The following is an 18,128-nucleotide window of genomic DNA, read 5'->3' as shown; positions in this document are numbered from 1 at the left end:
TGGAATATGGATCAGAAGATTTCTGTCGTCATCAACACTTACAATGCAGAGCTCCATCTTAGGGAAGTTCTTGAGAGTGTCAAGGGGTTCGACGAGGTTGTTGTCTGCGACATGGAGAGCACCGACCACACACTGGACATCGCAAAGGAATATGGTTGCAAGGTGATCAAAATAGCCAGGGGAGACTTCAAAATTGTGGAGCCAGCCCGAAACATTGCCATCCAAAGTGCCACTTATCCATGGGTTTTGGTAGTTGATGCTGATGAAATTGTGACCCCCGAGCTCCGTGACTATCTCTATGCACGCATCAAGGAGCCCGATTGCCCGCAGGGATTATACATTCCCCGCCAGAACCGCTTCATGAACATGCCGATGAAGGGGCGTGTGGGCGACCGACAGCTCAGATTCTTCATCCGCGAGGGAACAGCATGGCCGCCCTATGTGCATGCCACTCCCCATGTCAAGGGAAAGACAGCCCGCATTCCACACCTGCGCAACGTCATGCTCAGGCATCTCAACGAGAGCAGTCTCCACACCGTCATAGAAAAGGACAACCGTTATTCCGACGACGAGGTCAACAAACGTATCGACAAGCACTATGGCGTGTTTACGCTCTTCTACCGGCCAGCTTTCCATTTCTTCAAAAACTATATCATTGACGGCGGTTACAAAAACGGCGTCAATGGGATAATCCATGCCACACTAAAGGCTTTCTACCAGTTCATCCTCGTAGCAAAAGTCATTGAGAAGCGTGAAGCTGGTCTCTCTCCTTCCCACGCAGATGCGGCTGCTCCGAGGCCGTGATAGCCAAGCGTCACGCAATGGTCGGGACGAATAGGCGCCAAGTCGTGGACGATGATGGAGGAATACATGGCTGAGCACTGGATGCCTTTCCATCAGTGTGGCGATGTGTTCGTTGACCACAACGATCGATGACGGCAGCGGGGAACATTCGCCTGAGCGTGTTCATCAAAAGAGTGGAAAGAATGGTACCACCCATTTAGCGTATTCTGACAATGAGAATGCGCAAGGGCTTTTTAGGATGGTTTTTTATGGCCTGATGATCCATCCTGAATGTTCAACTTATAATTTTCTGATACACGCGGCACATCTGCGCGGCGACGTCGTTGTTCTCGAACCGCTTGATGTAGTCGCGTGAGCGTGCCACTACTTCCTCGCGGTTGGCCCTATCCACCATCGTCTCAATGGCAGTAGCAAGCGCCCTGGCATCATCAGGCGAGACGTAGAGGCTGTCGGGGCCGCCCGCTTCTTCAAGACACGAGCCCGTGGCAGCCACTATGGGAAGTCCACATTGGATCGCTTCGATGATGGGAATGCCGAATCCCTCATAGCGCGACGGATAAACGAAACATGCAGCATGACGGTAGAGCAGCGGCAACTCGTCATTGCCCACGTTGCTGAGAACATGTAGACGGTGCTCCAACCCATGGTTGCGGGCATAGCGCAGCACCTGCTCTGTGTAAGCAGTCTGACGTCCCACCAGCACTAAATGGAGGCCATTGGGCAAGAACGCGAGCGCTTCAACGCTCTCTAATGCGTTCTTCCGCTCCTCAATCGTGCCTACCTGGAGGATATAGCGCGGCCCAAGGTCACGGCGAAGGCGCGTGTCAGCACAGCCCTCAACACCTTCAGCACCTTTTCCCGCCACGGCAAAGTGCCGTGCGGCGCTTTGATAGATCACCGAGATATGGCTCTCAGGATAGTCGCTGAAAGCCAGGATGTCGCGCTTAGTGCATTCGCTGATGGCAATGATGTGGCTGGCTTCACACAGGGTGCGGTAGAATTTCCGCTTGTAAATCTGCACGTCCAGCCAGTGGTAATACTCTGGATGTCGGAGGAAGATGAGGTCGTGGATAGTGACAACCGCCGGTATACCCGCCTCGTGAATACCCCAGGGTAACTCGCCTGAGAGCCCATGGAAGAGGTCTATGCCGTCACTACGCAGGTCATTGACGATGCCATGGCTGCGCCAAAGGTCGCGCTGGATGCGCAAAGGCGCACGTTCCGGATAGCGGAAACGTACATTGGGCCGCGCGTGGACTTGCGAGCGCAAGTCGTCACGGCCCTTGTCGGGCGCATAGAGCAACAGTTCGTCGGTAGTGTCGACTGCTGAAAGACTGTTGATGAGTGTACGTCCATAGTTGCCCAATCCCGTTGCGTTACGCACGATGCGCTTGGCGTCATATCCTATTTTCATGGTTCTGCTTGTTGATGATTCGGCAAAGGTATCATAAAAAAAGCAGAAAACGACGTCCCCTCACTATTTTATTACTGAGTTGTTTCATAGTCCCGTCGTCGTCCGCCACGTGCAGGAGAAGTCTCCTGCACGTGGTGGAGAATCGTTCGGCACGTGGCGGAGAATCGTCCCTCAAATGCAGGACCATAAAAAACATGAGGATGATCATGGAAAGATCGTCCTCATGCCTCTATAGAAATGTCGTTTTTGCCCGTTATGCCTTCCACAGGCCATGGAGGTTGCAATACTCACGTGCAACTACCTCGGTGGCGTCGGTCTTGAACTCAGCCATGGGCTTGTCCTCCGGAGTAAGGTCACGGCGCAGCACACCATTGGGTGTCACCAGCTCAATCCATTGGATATAGTGCTCTGGTGTCATGGGATGAGCCACGCTGCCCACTGTGACGCGGTAGCCGCCCTCAATTTTCTCCACCACTGGTACGTGCTTTTCTGTTGCCGCGTCGGTGGTATTCTCTTTCAACAGTGTCATGGGCTCGCCGCAGCACACGGGTACAGCACCCTCATGCAAAACCTCAACGATGCCACCACAGTGCTTACACTTATAAACTTCTCCTTTTTTAGTCATAATGTTTTTGTCTTTAAAATGTTTCTGTATCAATTTCGTTTTATCATCATTCCGCATTATCCGAAGATGATAACATTGCAAATTTATAAACTTTCCATAAAACAGCCAACAAAAAACAGAAAAAAGTGTGCACAATCCTTATCTAACCAATCAAAATCATTCTCTCTTGGGGAGAGACTTCACTTCTTTGTTAGATAAAAAGACATATGGAAACTCTCTTCCTGTTTCTACATCAGTAAAGTCTAATGTATAAGTTGCCTTAGGCATGATACTTATCTTTGACATATTATTGAGAAGATTGATTGCTTCACGCTTTTTTAATCTAAACGTATGCCTGAATTCTTTATCTTCACCCTGTAAATCAAAAGACAGTATGGATCCGCCTTCAGAGATGTGATATGTTCCTTTCATTATCGGAATATCATTATATTTATGCTGCATATTGTTATAACTGAAAACATAAGAGATGCTATCTTTGCTTGAAATAAGAGCAAATAAACTTAGCGGTATATCTAAATTAGCTACTTCGCTAAAATCAAATACCAACGTAAGAAAAGGGTAAACCACTTGAACGGCAATATTGCATGATTCATTTGTAATTTTGTCTCGAACAACGATATTTGTTTCACCCTGTTCCCTCCCAATAAGAGAGACTTTCTGTTGTTTTCCATTTTGAGACGTCGAAAATAAAGTTTCAACGAAGTCATTTCCTTCCACTATTAGTTGTCCACTACCGCCAGTTACAGGGAGTGATACTGTATCTCCCAAAGCTACTTCACAATAATTATCAATAGTCAATGGCTGATGTTCGTTTTCTTCCTTATTGGAACACGCGAATAGGCAGGACACCAAGAAGCATATCAATATTAAATATAATTCCTTAATCATATGTATATAGGTAAAAGAGGGAGCATCCTAATTTCTTGTAAAGAATCATGCGCAATACTTTCATACTCCTGTTGTGTGAGTGTAATGGACTCTCCTGCGTCGTTGTGGAAACTGTCGTTTGCATCAGAGCAAGAACTCATTATCCCAACTACACATAGAGTAAAGATAAAAAACTTTTTCATTATTTTATTTTTTAGATTTACATTGCAAAGTTAAGTGTTTTTTATCTTACTACAATTAAAAAGTTACTGAAACGGAAAAATGTGATATTAAAACGGAATATTCTCAGATTAAACAATAACGAATCATTTAGAAAGCCATCGTTTGAGCTCGATAGTTCTCTCCTTACTTATAATAATGTTATCGTCATTACAACCTTTCAACCTGACTATTAACTTTGAGTTGAGAAATATACTTATTCTCTTGAAACTCCTTCTGTTTGCTATATATTGGCGGTTAATCCGAAAGAATATTTCCGGATCTAGCATATCTTCCAACTCCCCTAAAGTGAAAGGAATGGCAAAACCCTGCCCGTCGAAAAGATACGCCCTGACTTCAAACTTCTTGCATATATAGCTAATGTCATCAGTGTTAATAGGAATCAACTCGTCACCTTTGGGAATCAGCAAATGATGGTGTGTCTTATGCTCGGACGTATTTACCAAATTTTCCAATCCTTGTTTTTGTGTTTCACTTCTGAGAGTGAGTTTTCTAACCTTATCAATTGCAGCCTTTAGCTCATCAGGGACAATAGGTTTCAACAGATAATCTATTCCGTTATTCCTGAATGCTCGTATGGCATATTCGTCATATGCCGTTGTAAATATAATGAGTGCATTCGGAAAGATTTCTTTAAAGGCATCGAATACTATGTTTCCACCAAGACGTATGTCTGAGAATATCAAGTCGTAATTATTATCGCACCTAAGGGCTTCTTTCACCTCTTCAACTGATTTCAAAGGTCCTGACACGGATATGGTGTCATCAATATCCAGTATTAATTTGCGCAGGTGTTCTGCCCCTAAAGGCTCATCCTCAATAATCAGCGTTTTGTACATAGTTTTCAATTTCTTTTATTATTGGTAGATAAACACGGAAAAATCCGTTTTCGTTCTTTAACAAAGGTCTTTTCTTTTCCATAAGCGAATACTGCTTGAAGATATTCGACAATCCCACTCCTTCTGATGGAGCATGTTTCGAATACAATAAGTTTTTTATAATATTATTGCTTACCACTACGTAGTTCGAATCGCATTCTATGTCAATATATAATTTATTGACAGAAGAAGGAGCATTATGCTTCACGGCATTTTCTATTAAAACTTGCAAAGCCATAGGCACGATGTAACCATTGACTGCATTTTTTACTTCATAGTCAATGGAATCAGGGTATCGTGACTGCAATATGTCACAATAGTATTTTGCGTAGAAGAAAGCTTCTTCAATCGTAACGAGATTTTTACCAATGCTCTTTGTTACATACCTATATATCTTTGAAATATTAATTGCGAACCTCTCCGCTTCCCGAGGATTCATTTCTATCAAGCCTATAAGGATGTTCAGACTGTTGAAAACGAAATGAGGATTAAGTTGAAATTTTAGTAATCTTATAGCATCAGATTTTCTCTCTCGCTCATAGACAGATATAACCTGTCCGTAAAAATGCATTGTAAATATAAACGAACATAATGACGATACAAGACAAGAATCGTATACATCATCCAAAAGATACGGAGATGCATAAGATGGAAAAACATGGTCATAGGCAATGTCAATGATTAGTGAAATGAAAAAATTCAGAAATAATATTATAATGGCTACAGCGGCAAGATGTGCTTTCTTTATCTTCGGGTTTAATGCCTGATAGCATAGAAAGGAATAAGAACAAACAATACTGACAGCTGAGAACAATGCGCAAAATACTCCATTTACAATCAGACTTTTATAATCTTCGATTAACGACATGATACCTTGTATTCTGTCATACAGGCTTCCCATTTCTGACAGAACAAAAGATATAGCAGTAATGGAAAGCCACATCACAAATAATTTTGTCCTTGAAATGTTATAAAGTCCCTTTATATTTTTCATATTTCGCAAATTTAGATAAAATTCCCGAGTTATAAGCCAGTTGAGATAAAAAACCGAATAGATTTCCTCCCGCTGTGGCTATAACAAGGAAAATCAAGGCTGGCATACGCCCAATCCTATTTTACGTGCTCTAAGTCACAATTATTTGCCATCTTTGAGGTCTTAATTATTTAACCCTCTAAAAGTTAGGCTTATGAGAGCAGTATGCGGCCTTGACGTTCACAAAGATAGTGTTTATCTTTGTATTTTGACCGGGGAAGGCGAATTAATCGAGAAAATTTTCGGAGTTTTAACATTCCAGCTGCAGCAGATGCGTGACTTGTTGCTTGCCCATAATGTAGACGAAGTATCTATGGAGAGCACGAGCGTTTACTGGATTCCCATCTGGCGAGTCCTTGCGCCCCATTTCCACATGCGACTCGTCAACCCTTATTTCATCAAGCAGCTGCCTGGGCACAAGAGCGATGTCGCTGACGCGCAATGGATTGCCGAGTGCACATTGAAAAACCTTGTCAGCGGCAGTTTCGTGCCACCGGAGGACATACAGCAGCTTCGCCAGTACGATAGGCGCATCTTCGACCTTGACGAGGAAATCGTCCGCAAGTTGTCCAAGCTTGATGCCGTGATGCAGCGTTGCAATTTCCGCCTGAGCAACTATGTGTCCAACGTGGACTGCAAGAGTTACAAAGACGTGGTGCGGAAAATATCCGAGGGCGTGACAGACCCAGAGTCTTTGATAGGGGAAATCTACGGCCGCATCATAAAGCATCACGGCAGGGAAACGATACTGGCCTCGCTGGCCGGCGTCATATCACAGGCGGAGATAGACGTGCTCAGGCAGCTGCGGGAGGAGCTTGCCCTGGCCGAGGAGCACAAGCGGGAGTGTCTTGAGAGAATGCTGGAGATATGCCAGGAGAAATATCCTGACGAGTTGAGACGGTTGCAGACCATACCAGGGGTGAAAGAACGGACGGCCGCATCATTGATTGCGGAAATCGGAACGGACATGAGTAAGTTCGAAACGGCCAACCACCTTTCAGCTTGGAGCGGGCTGAGACCGAGAAACGACGAGTCCAACAAGAAGTTCAAGTCACGCCGCATAACTCACGGCAACGTTTATTTGCGCAAGAACATCATTCAGTGCGCATGGGCAGCAAGCAGGACAAAGGGCTGCTTCTTCAGTCGGTTCTCCTACCACCAGACCCAAGTCAGGAAGAAGAACAAGATGAAGGTCATCGTGGCCGTGGCTAGAAAGCTGTTGGTTGCCGCATGGCATGTAATCCACGACAAGACGGATTACGTTGACTTCCAAAAACGAGATCGCCAAGCACCCGCTTCAAATGGGTGACAACGATATACCACCCATGGAAAGGCTATTATCTTTGTGATAGCTTTGACCTCGCTCGCAAATTAACTTATCCCACGGGTGGCCATGGAAGCCAGTTTGAGCCTTGAGCTCGAAGAGGAAAGTACGATAATCCCCCACATTTTTCCAACCTTGGCTTTCAACTCTTAGTACTTCCTCGTACATTCCTTGCTTATTGATATTACGATGTGGTAGCATATTTTAATATTACAAAAAACACCCCGATAAATAGCATATTCTGAATATGTTAAAAAGGAAAAGTTTTGGGGTAGGTCCAAGTAGATTGTTTTTAATACTACGACTGTACAACCATTTTATCCACACTGTTATCCACAATAAGTGGTAACGCTGCAAATGACTGACAAGACGGAGCAGGGAAGAATAGCCTTGTAGCTCTTCACGTAAATCGTAAAGGGTTCGCAAGGCCTCTTCTGTCTTTTCCAGAAAACGCGCATTGCTCTCAAAGTGCACAAAAAATAATGGGTTGTCAATGTGGATAATACTCACATGCTTATCAGCCAAACTTTTGCCAAGAAGAGTATCCTCATAACCATAAGTCTTTATTTTCTCAGAGAAAGGATTGTCAAGCATTGTCATCCTATCTATCATAAAATTTCCTGAATGAAAATTAGTGTAAGGACTCATATTTCTTTTCCTCAGAGAAAAAGCCTTCTCTGCCTTCAACTCATTAAGGCATCTGAGGTTCGTATCATCTATACAGTCCTTAGACACTCCGATACTTCCACATACTACCTTGGCCTTGCCCGTATACCTCATATAAGTACCGACAAGATCCTCAGAGGGTATCATACCGGCATCCATATATATCAATGTGTCAAAACGGGCCTCATGGGCGAGAAAATTCCTTATTGCCGCTCTACCGATGTTAACCGGCCTTTTGATAAGCCGGCAACCTTCCATCTCTGCCACCTCATCGTTAAGAGAAGCAGCAGCCCCTGGAGAACCGTCGTCGGCGACAATTATCTCCCAGAGCATCTTCAAGCCAAGACATTGACGGCACAACTGCTTCACCTGATCTACACACGAGTCACAATAGACGGGGATAAGTATAGACAGACCTTTCATGATTTGTAAAACTCTTGCTTTAGCGTAGAAAAGTTCAATTTTTCCATTTGTATTCTGGACTTCTGTTGATTTTATTATTTTTTGTCCGTGATGGTACTTATATATCCGTCGTATGTATCGTTTTATCATCTTGGAGGTTTCACGGCAACAACAGAAAACAACATCGGTATTTCGCCACTCTTTCCTGCGATTTTGAATGTTCCGTTCTTTTCAGCTGTCATATTCCCGAATAAGTTGAAAGGCGAGTAATCATACTCTCCGAAAGACTGTATCTGCAAACCATTATTGAGCAAGCCATTCAGCACTACAGCCAGCCCGTGATTCCACGTAACGGTCTTTTGCCGATTATCGTTTTCTGAATCAGTGTAGGTGGCTTCTTCCACTATGTAAGGCTCTTTGCGTGAATAAGCATATCGGACTTGAGAGAAGTCTTCATTGAACATCCACAATATAGGGTGAAATTCCACGATAACGAACTTTCCACCGTCTTTCAGCATTTGTGAAAATACCCGTCCCCATTGGATTAAGTCGGGCAACCAATTAACAACACCGTAAGATGTATATACAATGTCAAACTGTTGCCCTTGCAGCACGGCAGGTGCATCGTAGATGTTACAGCAGCAGAATTGTGCCTTTAGTCCTAATTCCTCATTCAAGGACTTTGCCGTTTGTATAGCCTCTTCCGAGAAATCCACTCCCACGACATTGGCTCCCAACTTTGACAGGGAAAGCGTATCCATACCGAAATGGCATTGAAGATGCAGAATAGACTTCCCCCGAATATCTCCCAGTAAAGACAAATCCAAGTCGGGAACAGACTCTACCTCTCTTTTGAACTTGTCCAAGTCGTAAAATGAGGAATGCAGATGAATTTCTGTTCTTGCATTCCATGCTTCTTTGTTTATTTTATAATAATCTTCCATCATTTGTTTCTTGTTGATTTACTTATTAGGGTGTCCAGTTCGATGTTCTGAAAAACAGAGGCAGAAATCACCCGTTAAACTATTAATATAACATTCGATATTTAACGTTTTAAGTAATGAAACAGTTCTTTGAAAATTTGTATAACTCATTTTGATTTTTAGTATCTTTGAGTATTGATTCAAAGCACTTTAAGTCGATGAAAAAAGTAGCACGATGATCCCATAGAGAGAAAAACAAATCATCCACGATCTCCTCTGCTGTCTCATGGCTATGGGTTATAGCCATAGACAGTTCGCATAGGGCAGGATAATATTTCCGAGGGAGGTCTTCGAAAGTACACTTGTCTCCCTTTCGGATTAGATCGTATATACTTATACTGTTTTCTTTTTTCATATGTGGAGCATCCTTCGTAGCATTGATGTAGTGTAGTACCGCAACGCTATCAAGATGAGTTATATAATGCCAAACACTATTTGACAGTTGGTCATGTTATGTATACTTTATTTAGCACCATTTTAGCTTTCCATATGCAAAGATAGTAATTCTTAAGATTGTACAATAAGGAAGTTACGGATATTTTACATTTTATCTTCAACGGATAGTAAATATAAAGTAAACAGGCAGACTAAAAACAATTCGATCTATATGGTTAGAATTATAAAGCTAAGTGTTTGAAATCAAACCACTTAGCTTTTTACTTTGTACCCAGACTCGGGCTCGAACCGAGATGCCTTGCGGCACTGGTGTTTGAGACCAGCGCGTCTACCTATTCCGCCATCTGGGCAAGATGCGGAAGGACCGATGATGCGGGAAAGACGGTCTTCCAATGAAATGTGGTGCAAAGGTAAGTTATTTTTTTGAAAACAACAAGACAATTAGTTGTTTTTTATTAATTTTGCAGGAAACGATGATAGTTAATGATAAACAATGATGGCAGGAGACATGAAGCAAAAGCGAACGGCCAAGAAAAATAAGGACAAGCATATCCCTTATCAATATAAGCCCGATGGGATGGACCTTAAAACGTGGCAGCAGAAACTCCGCAAGCAGGCCGCTAAGGAGGCGCAGTTTCTGATCTTTTCCGTCGACGAGGAAAATGCGCCGGGGGAATACCGTGTAAACAACCCACGGAAATGTGAGACCTATAAGGTAGTCTATCGAGGTGCAAGAAGTCCATGGAACTACTGCTCCTGCATGGATTTCAAGACTTCACAGCTTGGCACGTGCAAGCATTTGGAGGCCGTTAAGATGTGGATTGGGCGAAAAGGCCATCATGTGCACCGAGAGATACCGTCTTACACCTCTGTCTATATTGATTATTCTGAAGGCCGGAAAGTCAGAATTCGCATCGGCACAGACCACAGGGCTGAGTTTGAATCGCTCTCTAAAGACTATTTCACCGACGGTGTACTCAATAATAATGGTTTGCTTCATTTTGAGCAGTTTCTTACACGTGCCCGTAAAACAGACGACACCTTTCGATGCTACAACGATGCTCTTGATTTTGTCCTTGAGCAGCGGGAGCGCCATGAGCGGGAACTTTGGACTTCCCAACTCACCGATGACGATTTTGCTACATTGTTGCATACCTCTCTTTACGACTATCAGAAGGAGGGTATCCGGTTCTCCGCCAGGGCGGGAAGAGCTATTATTGCCGATGAGATGGGACTGGGCAAGACCATCCAAGCCATCGGCACTGCACAACTGCTCAAAAACAAGGGACACATAACATCCATCCTTATCATTTGCCCTACTTCGCTTAAGTATCAATGGAAACGGGAGATTGAGCGGTTCACGGGCGAAGCGGTCCGTGTCATTGAGGGCAATCAGCTTAAGCGCCGTGACCAGTACTTTGCCGACGAGCCTTACAAGATTGTCTCATACAACGCGGTGGCTAACGATATAAGAACTTGGGGGCATCTGACCACCGATATGCTCATCATCGACGAGGTACAGCGTCTGAAAAACTGGGATACGAAGATTGCACAGGCAGCCCGGAAGATAGACTCTCACTACTCCGTCATCCTTTCCGGCACGCCGTTGGAGAACAGGCTGGAGGAACTCTACTCTGTTGTGGAGCTTGTTGATCAGTTCCTCCTTGGTCCTTTCTATCTTTTTCGCGACCGATACATTGTCAAGGACAATAAAGGCGTGACTGTCGGCTACCAAAACCTCAATGAGTTGGGCGAGAAGCTCAAGGCTGTTCTCATTCGCCGCCGCAAGTGCGATGTGCGTCTCCAACTCCCTGCCCGACAGGACAAGAATCTCATGATGCCTATGACGAGGGAGCAGATGACTGTACACGACGAGGCGAAACAGAGCGTACAGCGACTGATGCAGAAATGGGACCGTATGCATTTCCTTTCTGAGACCGACCGCAGAAGGCTGATGATGTTCCTGCAACAGATGCGCTGCGTGTGTGACTCCACCTATGTCCTTGACCAGAAGACGCGTTACGACACGAAAGTGGAAGAGACCGTGAACATCATCCTCAACGTGATTGAAGGAAGTGATGAGAAAGTGGTCGTCTTCAGCCAATGGGAGCGTATGACGCGCATCATCGCACAAGAATTAGAGCGTCATGGTATCCGCTTTGAGTATCTCCATGGTGGGGTGCCATCGAAGGTACGAAAAGACTTGGTCAACAACTTCACTGATCTTGCCGAAAGCCGTGTTTTTCTCTCTACTGATGCCGGCAGTACAGGGTTGAATCTACAGGTCGCCTCTGTCATTATCAATGTTGACCTCCCATGGAATCCTGCCGTATTGGAACAGCGCGTGGCACGCATCTACCGTATTGGACAAGAGCGTAACATTGAGGTCATCAACCTCGTTGCTGCCAATACTTTTGAGGAAAGTATGCTCGCCAAGCTGAAGTTCAAGACCTCTATGTTTGAGGGCGTGCTCGACGGAGGTGAGGATGCCATTTTCGTTGATAACAACAAGTTCGGCAAGATGATGGACAAACTCAAGGAGACAATGGAAGAAAGTAATGTATCTGCTGACGAAGTGCCCCTGGGAGACGTGGAAGAGGCTGCCCCTGCTGTTTCTTCCATTGATGAAGAAGATGATAAGGGTACTCGCATTGAGGAGGAGCTGCCCACTAATGATGTTTGGAACACCTCTGTTGCCAAACATACAGAAAGTAAGGAGTGCAGCGATAGCGAGAAGTCTGCAGGACATAAGGCACAAGCCCGGAGGCTGGTTACTGATGGTGTTGCTTTCTTCTCCGGTCTTGCATCTGCGCTCCAGTCGGAGCAATCCACCCGTGCACTTGTCGACTCCATTGTGGAGGAAGACAAGGAGAGGGGGACGGCCAACCTTAAAATACCAGTTCCGGATAAGAAAACGGTGATGCAGGTGCTTGGAATGATTGGAAAACTACTGAAGCCCTGACAGCTTGCACAAGAGCAAGGCAGGGTATGGCGTTGCGTACCATACCCTAAGCTATGATTTACAAATAAAGGATTTGCTGGGGTTCGTTGCAGAGGACCCGCAAAGTCGACTCACCAAAGGGCTCACCAATGGGGCCTACCGGGGAGCCGCCATGCGCTAAGAAGAAAGGTTACAGCGTGAACTTATATCCTGCCGTGATAAGGATGGGATAGTTACGTGAAGTCAGTGCCTCATAGGTGGTGCCCCAGGAATCAGACGGCTGTTGATGGATGGCCTTACGTACTTCAAAGCAATAGGTGGCATCGAGAGTGACGTGGTGCCACTCATAGCCCAAACCGAGAGGAAAGCCTGCCACAATGTTGCGGAAGTGACTGCTAACGTTCTGTGACTGTTTCTCTGTGTAGTGCTCCCACAGGTACATAGAGCTCGTGCCGTCGCCGAGATTCATGGTGCGGATGCTGCGAAGCCTCACTTTGTCCCTGGCTGAGATGAGGACACCGCCTGCCACACCAAAGTGAGCGGACAGTCCTTTTACGCCATGGAAATAAGCCTTGATCATCAGCGGTACGGAGATATATGCCACGTTGAGTTTTTCTTCTGCCGAGGCATACTTCTCTTTTCTCTCCTCAAATCCGGTTCCTATCAGACTGATGTCCGCACCTGTCGTGAGGGAATAATACTGTGACAGAGGAATCTCCACGCCAACGCCTGCCGTGTATCCAACTTTCCAAGTCTTTGTGCCCTGCAAAGCCGTGCCGTCCATCTTTGAGACAGAGATGCCTGCATGTGGGATAAAAGACACGCGGTGAGTTTCGTTCTGAGCCGATACACATAGGGTCAGCAACGATATGAGCAGAATTGATAGGATGTATTTCATGGTATTCATTTCCGTCGATAGGTATAGACTTCTGTCGTTGATTCCGATTTGCGGGTAAGTGTCATCTGGCGGTCAGTCTTGCTGCTGATGCTCCATTGTTCGATGTAGGAAGATCCGTGAGTCGTGATGGCATTCAGGTTATCGGTTATCGTGAGAATATTGTCCTCCACGCTGAACCACCCATCGTATGAATACCCAAGGTGGTTAGTCTTCTTCACTCGGTGCCCGGTCGTGAACTCCAAGGTATAGTAGTACTGCATGATCCAATCGTCTTCGGGCGTGATGTCCTCGTCGGTAATCGTCCTGCCATCAATAATGTCTGTATAATGCTTTGCCTCCCAGGTGCCGAGCCAGTCGGCAGAAACGGGGCTGTTGAGCAAGCGCTCCATTCGCACGATTTCCTGCGGTTTTTCCTTCCGCTCAAACCGCTGCACCATTTGTCCATCAGAGGCAGTAAGCAGCAATACCCCATTTCCAACGGCATACACTTTATAGCTTTGTCCCCACAAGGGGATGGCGCAGAAATAGCTGTTAAGCTGGATTTTTGCGGTATGGTAATTGATGGTGTGGTAGTTTTGGGCACCGACAATGGTTCCGATCTCCGACACATTACCCTCTTCGTCAATGTAGAAGCCACCGTCATGGGTGTTGTTTCCATCCGCCATCTCCCAATAGCCGGTGAGGTCGCTCATCGTGAAGCCTGACATCTTCATACTTTCCAACTCCTGAATCATCTTGTCTCCTTCGCCAGGGAGTGTAGATAGACGGTGGAAGGGTATCACGGAAGTCTTGCCATTATAAGCAAGATACATCATCTTGTCATCATTACCCGCTACGGTGACAGTATAGAAGCTTCCGTTGCCTTTGCTGAGCTGCATCTCATAGTGGTTGCCACTGGCAGTCCACTTGCCAGTTTTGAAGCCTAATTGATAGGGATCATTGGACGCCTGGGTATATATCCAGTCCGTCACTGTGCCGTCATCGTGCACTACGATGCCCTGAATGGCGCCGTCGCCGTTGAGATCTTCACCGGCTATCTGCCAATAGCCGGTAATAGGCGTGTTGATGTCCGGCTTCAGCGTGTCGGCATCATCGCTGCTGCACGCCGCGAGCGTGACGATACCGAGAAGAAGCGTGAGCATAGTCACGCAGTAGGTGTGTTTCATGGTCATAAGCTTTTAGGGGAGTAAATCATCACGACGCGGCCTTGAGTCCCATCCTTGCCTCTACGACATTGATGACATAGTCGCCAAGCTTTTCGCATTCCTGGATGATGTCCATATACATCGTGCCTGAAGCGTAGTCGTACTGGTGGTTATTGATATCGTTGAGGTTCTCGTTGCGCAGCTGGTTGCGATAGTTATTGATCTCGTTCTCAATGTTGAATGAGCGTGTAGCGTTAAGCTCTTCCCTATGGCCTTTGAGAAGAACGTTCATTTGCGTAAGTGCGTCGTCCACTAACTCGAACATCTGGTGGATGTGGTCGTACTGGTGCTCGTTGAAGTCCTCCTTCGAATTGAATTTGCGGTTGATGGTCCTGCCCATGTTGTTGCAGGAGTCGCCGATAGATTCCAGTTCTGAGATTTGCCGCAGCATGGAGCGAATCTTTCCCTTTGTCTCGTCGGAGAGGTGGGCGTTGCTCACCTGATCGAGATATTTAGCAATTTCTATCTCCATGTTGTCAGAGATATTCTCATATTTCTGTATGCGGTCATAGATCTTATTGAATTTATCTTCGTTTTTCTCTTCTAAGAGGTCCCTTACCATACCGAACATACGCTGGATGCGCTCTGCAAAGCTTTGGATTTCTTTCTGTGCTTCAAGCACCGAGAGTTCCGGAGTCTTCATAATACCGCTCTGGATAAAGCGCAAGCGGAAGTCATCGTCATCGGCGTTGGCCTTGGGCTTCCATACCCAGCAGCACACCTTCGCTACCTGCTTGACAAACGGTAACAAGATAATGGTATTAGACACGTTGAAGCATGTGTGGAACGCAGCGAGGGCAAAGGTGAGCTGCGTGCCGGATGGTGTATCCGTAGCGGGATTGAAGCCTACCAGGCCACAGGCAAGGTTGACAAAATATTTGAAGACGCATAGCACCCAGATGACACCGAAGACATTGAAGAACAGATGCCCGAAGGCGGCACGGCGCGCCTCAGTGTTGGCGGTGAGCGCCACGAGGTTGGCTGTCAGTGTCGTGCCGATATTCTCACCCATCACGAGTGCAATGCCGAGGTAGATAGGAAGTCCCGCCTGCGTGCAGAGCATCATGGTGATGGCCATGAGTGCGGCGGAACTTTGCAGAATACACGTGAGGATGGTGCCGAAAAGGAGGAACAACAAGATAGTTCCGAAACTGTTGGGGTTGAACGAGGCGAAGAAACCTTTCAGTGAGTCGAGTTCTGCTGGCGGCAGTTGGCTTTCACCGAGTGTGGCAAGGGCAAGAAACATGAAGGCCACACCGAAGAGAAAGTCACCCACGTAGCGATTTTTCTTGGAATAGATGAGCATCAGGCCGAAGAGGAATACAGGCCATACGAAATCGCTGATCCTAAACGAGAATCCTGCCGACATGATCCATGCTGTGAGCGTTGTGCCGATATTAGCACCCATAATGACGGAAATAGCCTGAACCAGCGTGAGCAGGCCGGCATTGACAAAGGACACCGTCATCACGGTCGTGGCGGTGCTCGACTGTACGGCTACCGTGGTCAGCATGCCTGTGAATACTCCCGAAATGCGGTTGGTGGTCATGGCACTCAATACATGGCGTAGCTGTGGGCCCGCCAGTTTTTGCAGGGCCTCACTCATCACTTTCATTCCATAGATGAGAAGCGCGAGGGCACCAACAATCTTTAATAAAAGAATGGTCATGTTTTAACTATGTTTATTATATGACTTTCGCTTTGCCCGATAGAAATGGCTAACTTTACACTCTATAATCATTTGGCCAACTATTAATGTTTGAAAAATGAAACAGGCGTTACAAATTCGTTGCAAAAATAATAAAAAAACACTAAACATCGCACCCGAAAGCACACTTTCTGATATTTTTTTTCAGTCTGGACTGAAAATGGAGTCAGGTCCGATATGTGCCAAAGTCAATAACAAGGTAGAAGGTCTGCATTACAGAGTTTTCCACAATAAAGATGTGGAGTTTCTTGACATGACCTCCGATTCGGGCTCGCGTAACTATACGCGCACACTCTTCTTCATTCTTTGTAAGGCGGTGCACGACCTTTATCCTGGCAGCCAAGTGGTGATCGACATCCCTGTGAGTAATGGTTATTTTGTCAATCTCAGTATTGGTCACGACGTGACAGTTGACGATGTCGAACGCATCAAGAAGCGCATGCAGGAGATCATCACGACCAAGATGTCCATTCGTCGCTTTGAGGTGCCCACAGAAACGGCCGTGAGGATGTTTGCCGACAAGGGCGACACGGCGAAAGTGAAACTGCTCAAGAGCTATGGCAGGCTCTATACCACATATTATCAGATTGATGACTATGTGGATTATTACTATGGCTCGCTGCTTACCAACACCTCACGGATCTATCTCTTTGGCTTAGAGAAGTATTTCGACGGGTTGCTTCTGCGTATTCCTGACTTGAAAAACCCGAAGGTCTTGCCTGAAATGACACATCAGGACAAGATGTTTGGCATCTTTAAGGAGCACCACCGTTGGCAGGATATCATCGGCGTGCGTACCGTGGGTGATTTCAACGAGTTGGTGGACAAAGGGGCAGCCACCGACATGATCAATGTCTCCGAAGCTTTGCAGGAGAAGAAGATATCGGAGATAGCAGATGAGATAGCCTCGCGCAAGGGTGTGAAGCTCGTGCTGCTTGCAGGACCATCATCGTCAGGTAAGACCACGACGTGCAAGCGCTTGTCCATCCAACTCCTCACCAATGGCATCCGTCCATTGCAGATATCCCTCGACGATTATTTCGTGGACCGTGAGCAGACACCTAAGGATGAGAAGGGCGAGTATGATTATGAGAGTATTTATGCCCTCAATCTCAAGCTCATCAACGAGCAGTTCAACCAGCTCTTTCAGGGCGAAGAGGTGGAGCTGCCCAAGTATGACTTTCAGGCGGGGAAATCGAGACCCAGCGGAAAGAAACTGAAGATGGAACCAAACAATGTGCTCATCGTTGAGGGCATTCATGCACTCAACCCCGAGCTGACCTCCGAAATTCCCGAGAAGCAGAAGTTCCGTGTCTATGTGTCTGCCCTGACGACGATTCTCCTCGATGACCACAATTATATCCCAACGACAGATAACCGTCTGTTGCGCCGTATCATCCGAGACTATAAGTACCGTGGCGTGACGGCACAGGAAACTATCCATCGATGGCCATCGGTGCGTGCAGGAGAGAATAAATGGATTTTCCCATTTCAGGAGAACGCCGACGCGATGTTCAATTCAGCCATGCTTTTCGAGCTTGCTGTCATCAAGCAGCAGGCAGAGCCGTTGTTGGAGCAGGTGCCGGAGAGTGCAGAAGAATATTCGGAGGCCTACCGGTTGAAGAAATTCCTCGACTACATTCGTCCGGTTCCCAATCGCGATATTCCGCCCACGAGCCTCCTAAGAGAGTTCCTCGGAGGCAGTTCGTTCAGGTACTGATTCCATCCTCTTGGCCTACACAAG

At 46.3% G+C, this 18,128-nt stretch carries 14 protein-coding genes and 1 tRNA gene; 4 read left to right on the top strand and 11 right to left on the bottom strand.

What is annotated here, in order from left to right:
* The first annotated feature begins 6 nt into the window (after positions 1 to 6).
* The gene (locus PREMU_RS03025; RefSeq protein WP_007573035.1) at positions 7 to 804 is read left to right on the top strand and encodes a glycosyltransferase family 2 protein; all 798 of its coding nucleotides are present in this window, start codon (positions 7 to 9) and stop codon (positions 802 to 804) included.
* Between the two features lie 274 nt (positions 805 to 1,078).
* Here PREMU_RS03025 and PREMU_RS03020 read toward each other — a convergent pair whose 3' ends face one another.
* The 5 genes from PREMU_RS03020 to PREMU_RS14065 form a co-directional block, all read right to left on the bottom strand.
* A complete protein-coding gene (locus PREMU_RS03020) occupies positions 1,079 to 2,218 on the bottom strand; it encodes a glycosyltransferase family 4 protein (protein ID WP_007573032.1) in 1,140 nt (379 codons plus the stop codon).
* Between the two features lie 253 nt (positions 2,219 to 2,471).
* Positions 2,472 to 2,843 carry a desulfoferrodoxin gene (locus tag PREMU_RS03015; protein WP_007573030.1) on the bottom strand — a complete coding sequence of 124 codons (372 nt, stop codon included), beginning with the start codon at positions 2,841 to 2,843 and terminating at the stop codon, positions 2,472 to 2,474.
* 156 nt (positions 2,844 to 2,999) lie between these two features.
* Entirely contained in the window at positions 3,000 to 3,731 is a 732-nt protein-coding gene (locus tag PREMU_RS03010) for a hypothetical protein (protein WP_007573028.1), read from the bottom strand.
* A gap of 305 nt (positions 3,732 to 4,036) precedes the next feature.
* Positions 4,037 to 4,789 carry a LytR/AlgR family response regulator transcription factor gene (locus PREMU_RS03000; protein ID WP_007573026.1) on the bottom strand — a complete coding sequence of 251 codons (753 nt, stop codon included), beginning with the start codon at positions 4,787 to 4,789 and terminating at the stop codon, positions 4,037 to 4,039.
* Positions 4,767 to 5,822, bottom strand: coding sequence for a sensor histidine kinase (locus PREMU_RS14065; RefSeq protein WP_007573025.1), 1,056 nt, complete (start codon positions 5,820 to 5,822; stop codon positions 4,767 to 4,769). Before PREMU_RS14065 ends, PREMU_RS03000 begins: the two co-directional genes overlap by 23 nt.
* A 193-nt stretch (positions 5,823 to 6,015) precedes the next feature.
* Between PREMU_RS14065 and PREMU_RS02990 the strand changes: the two genes are divergently transcribed.
* A complete protein-coding gene (locus tag PREMU_RS02990; RefSeq protein WP_007573023.1) occupies positions 6,016 to 7,170 on the top strand; it encodes an IS110 family RNA-guided transposase in 1,155 nt (384 codons plus the stop codon).
* 225 nt (positions 7,171 to 7,395) lie between these two features.
* Here PREMU_RS02990 and PREMU_RS02980 read toward each other — a convergent pair whose 3' ends face one another.
* From PREMU_RS02980 to PREMU_RS02965, 3 genes are all read right to left on the bottom strand, one after another.
* Positions 7,396 to 8,274: a glycosyltransferase family 2 protein gene (locus PREMU_RS02980; RefSeq protein ID WP_169311304.1), complete on the bottom strand. Its 879-nt coding sequence runs from the start codon at positions 8,272 to 8,274 to the stop codon at positions 7,396 to 7,398.
* Between the two features lie 125 nt (positions 8,275 to 8,399).
* Complete coding sequence (locus PREMU_RS02975; RefSeq protein WP_040558573.1) at positions 8,400 to 9,197, bottom strand: class I SAM-dependent methyltransferase; 798 nt, start codon at positions 9,195 to 9,197, stop codon at positions 8,400 to 8,402.
* 703 nt (positions 9,198 to 9,900) lie between these two features.
* Positions 9,901 to 9,982 (bottom strand) — tRNA-Leu (locus PREMU_RS02965).
* A gap of 146 nt (positions 9,983 to 10,128) precedes the next feature.
* Between PREMU_RS02965 and PREMU_RS02960 the strand changes: the two genes are divergently transcribed.
* On the top strand, positions 10,129 to 12,594 hold the full coding sequence (locus tag PREMU_RS02960) for a DEAD/DEAH box helicase (RefSeq protein WP_007573016.1): 2,466 nt from the start codon (positions 10,129 to 10,131) through the stop codon (positions 12,592 to 12,594).
* Positions 12,595 to 12,763: 169 nt separating this feature from the next.
* Here PREMU_RS02960 and PREMU_RS02955 read toward each other — a convergent pair whose 3' ends face one another.
* From PREMU_RS02955 to PREMU_RS02945, 3 genes are read right to left on the bottom strand one after another with little or no spacing between them, the layout of a single operon-like run.
* Positions 12,764 to 13,471 (bottom strand): porin family protein, encoded by a 708-nt coding sequence (locus tag PREMU_RS02955; RefSeq protein WP_169311303.1) that lies wholly within the window; start codon positions 13,469 to 13,471, stop codon positions 12,764 to 12,766.
* 5 nt (positions 13,472 to 13,476) lie between these two features.
* The gene (locus PREMU_RS02950; protein ID WP_040557960.1) at positions 13,477 to 14,643 is read right to left on the bottom strand and encodes a hypothetical protein; all 1,167 of its coding nucleotides are present in this window, start codon (positions 14,641 to 14,643) and stop codon (positions 13,477 to 13,479) included.
* 22 nt (positions 14,644 to 14,665) lie between these two features.
* Positions 14,666 to 16,345, bottom strand: a complete 1,680-nt coding sequence (locus tag PREMU_RS02945) for a Na/Pi cotransporter family protein (RefSeq protein WP_007573010.1) — start codon at positions 16,343 to 16,345, stop codon at positions 14,666 to 14,668.
* Between the two features lie 97 nt (positions 16,346 to 16,442).
* Here PREMU_RS02945 and PREMU_RS02940 point away from each other — a divergent pair, with 97 nt between their 5' ends.
* On the top strand, positions 16,443 to 18,104 hold the full coding sequence (locus PREMU_RS02940; RefSeq protein ID WP_007573007.1) for a nucleoside kinase: 1,662 nt from the start codon (positions 16,443 to 16,445) through the stop codon (positions 18,102 to 18,104).
* The last annotated feature ends 24 nt before the right edge of the window (positions 18,105 to 18,128 follow it).

The organism is Hallella multisaccharivorax DSM 17128 (assembly GCF_000218235.1).
Lineage (GTDB): Bacteria > Bacteroidota > Bacteroidia > Bacteroidales > Bacteroidaceae > Prevotella > Prevotella multisaccharivorax.
Note: the sequence above shows the minus strand (reverse complement) of the source record. Positions and strands in the feature narration are given on the sequence as shown.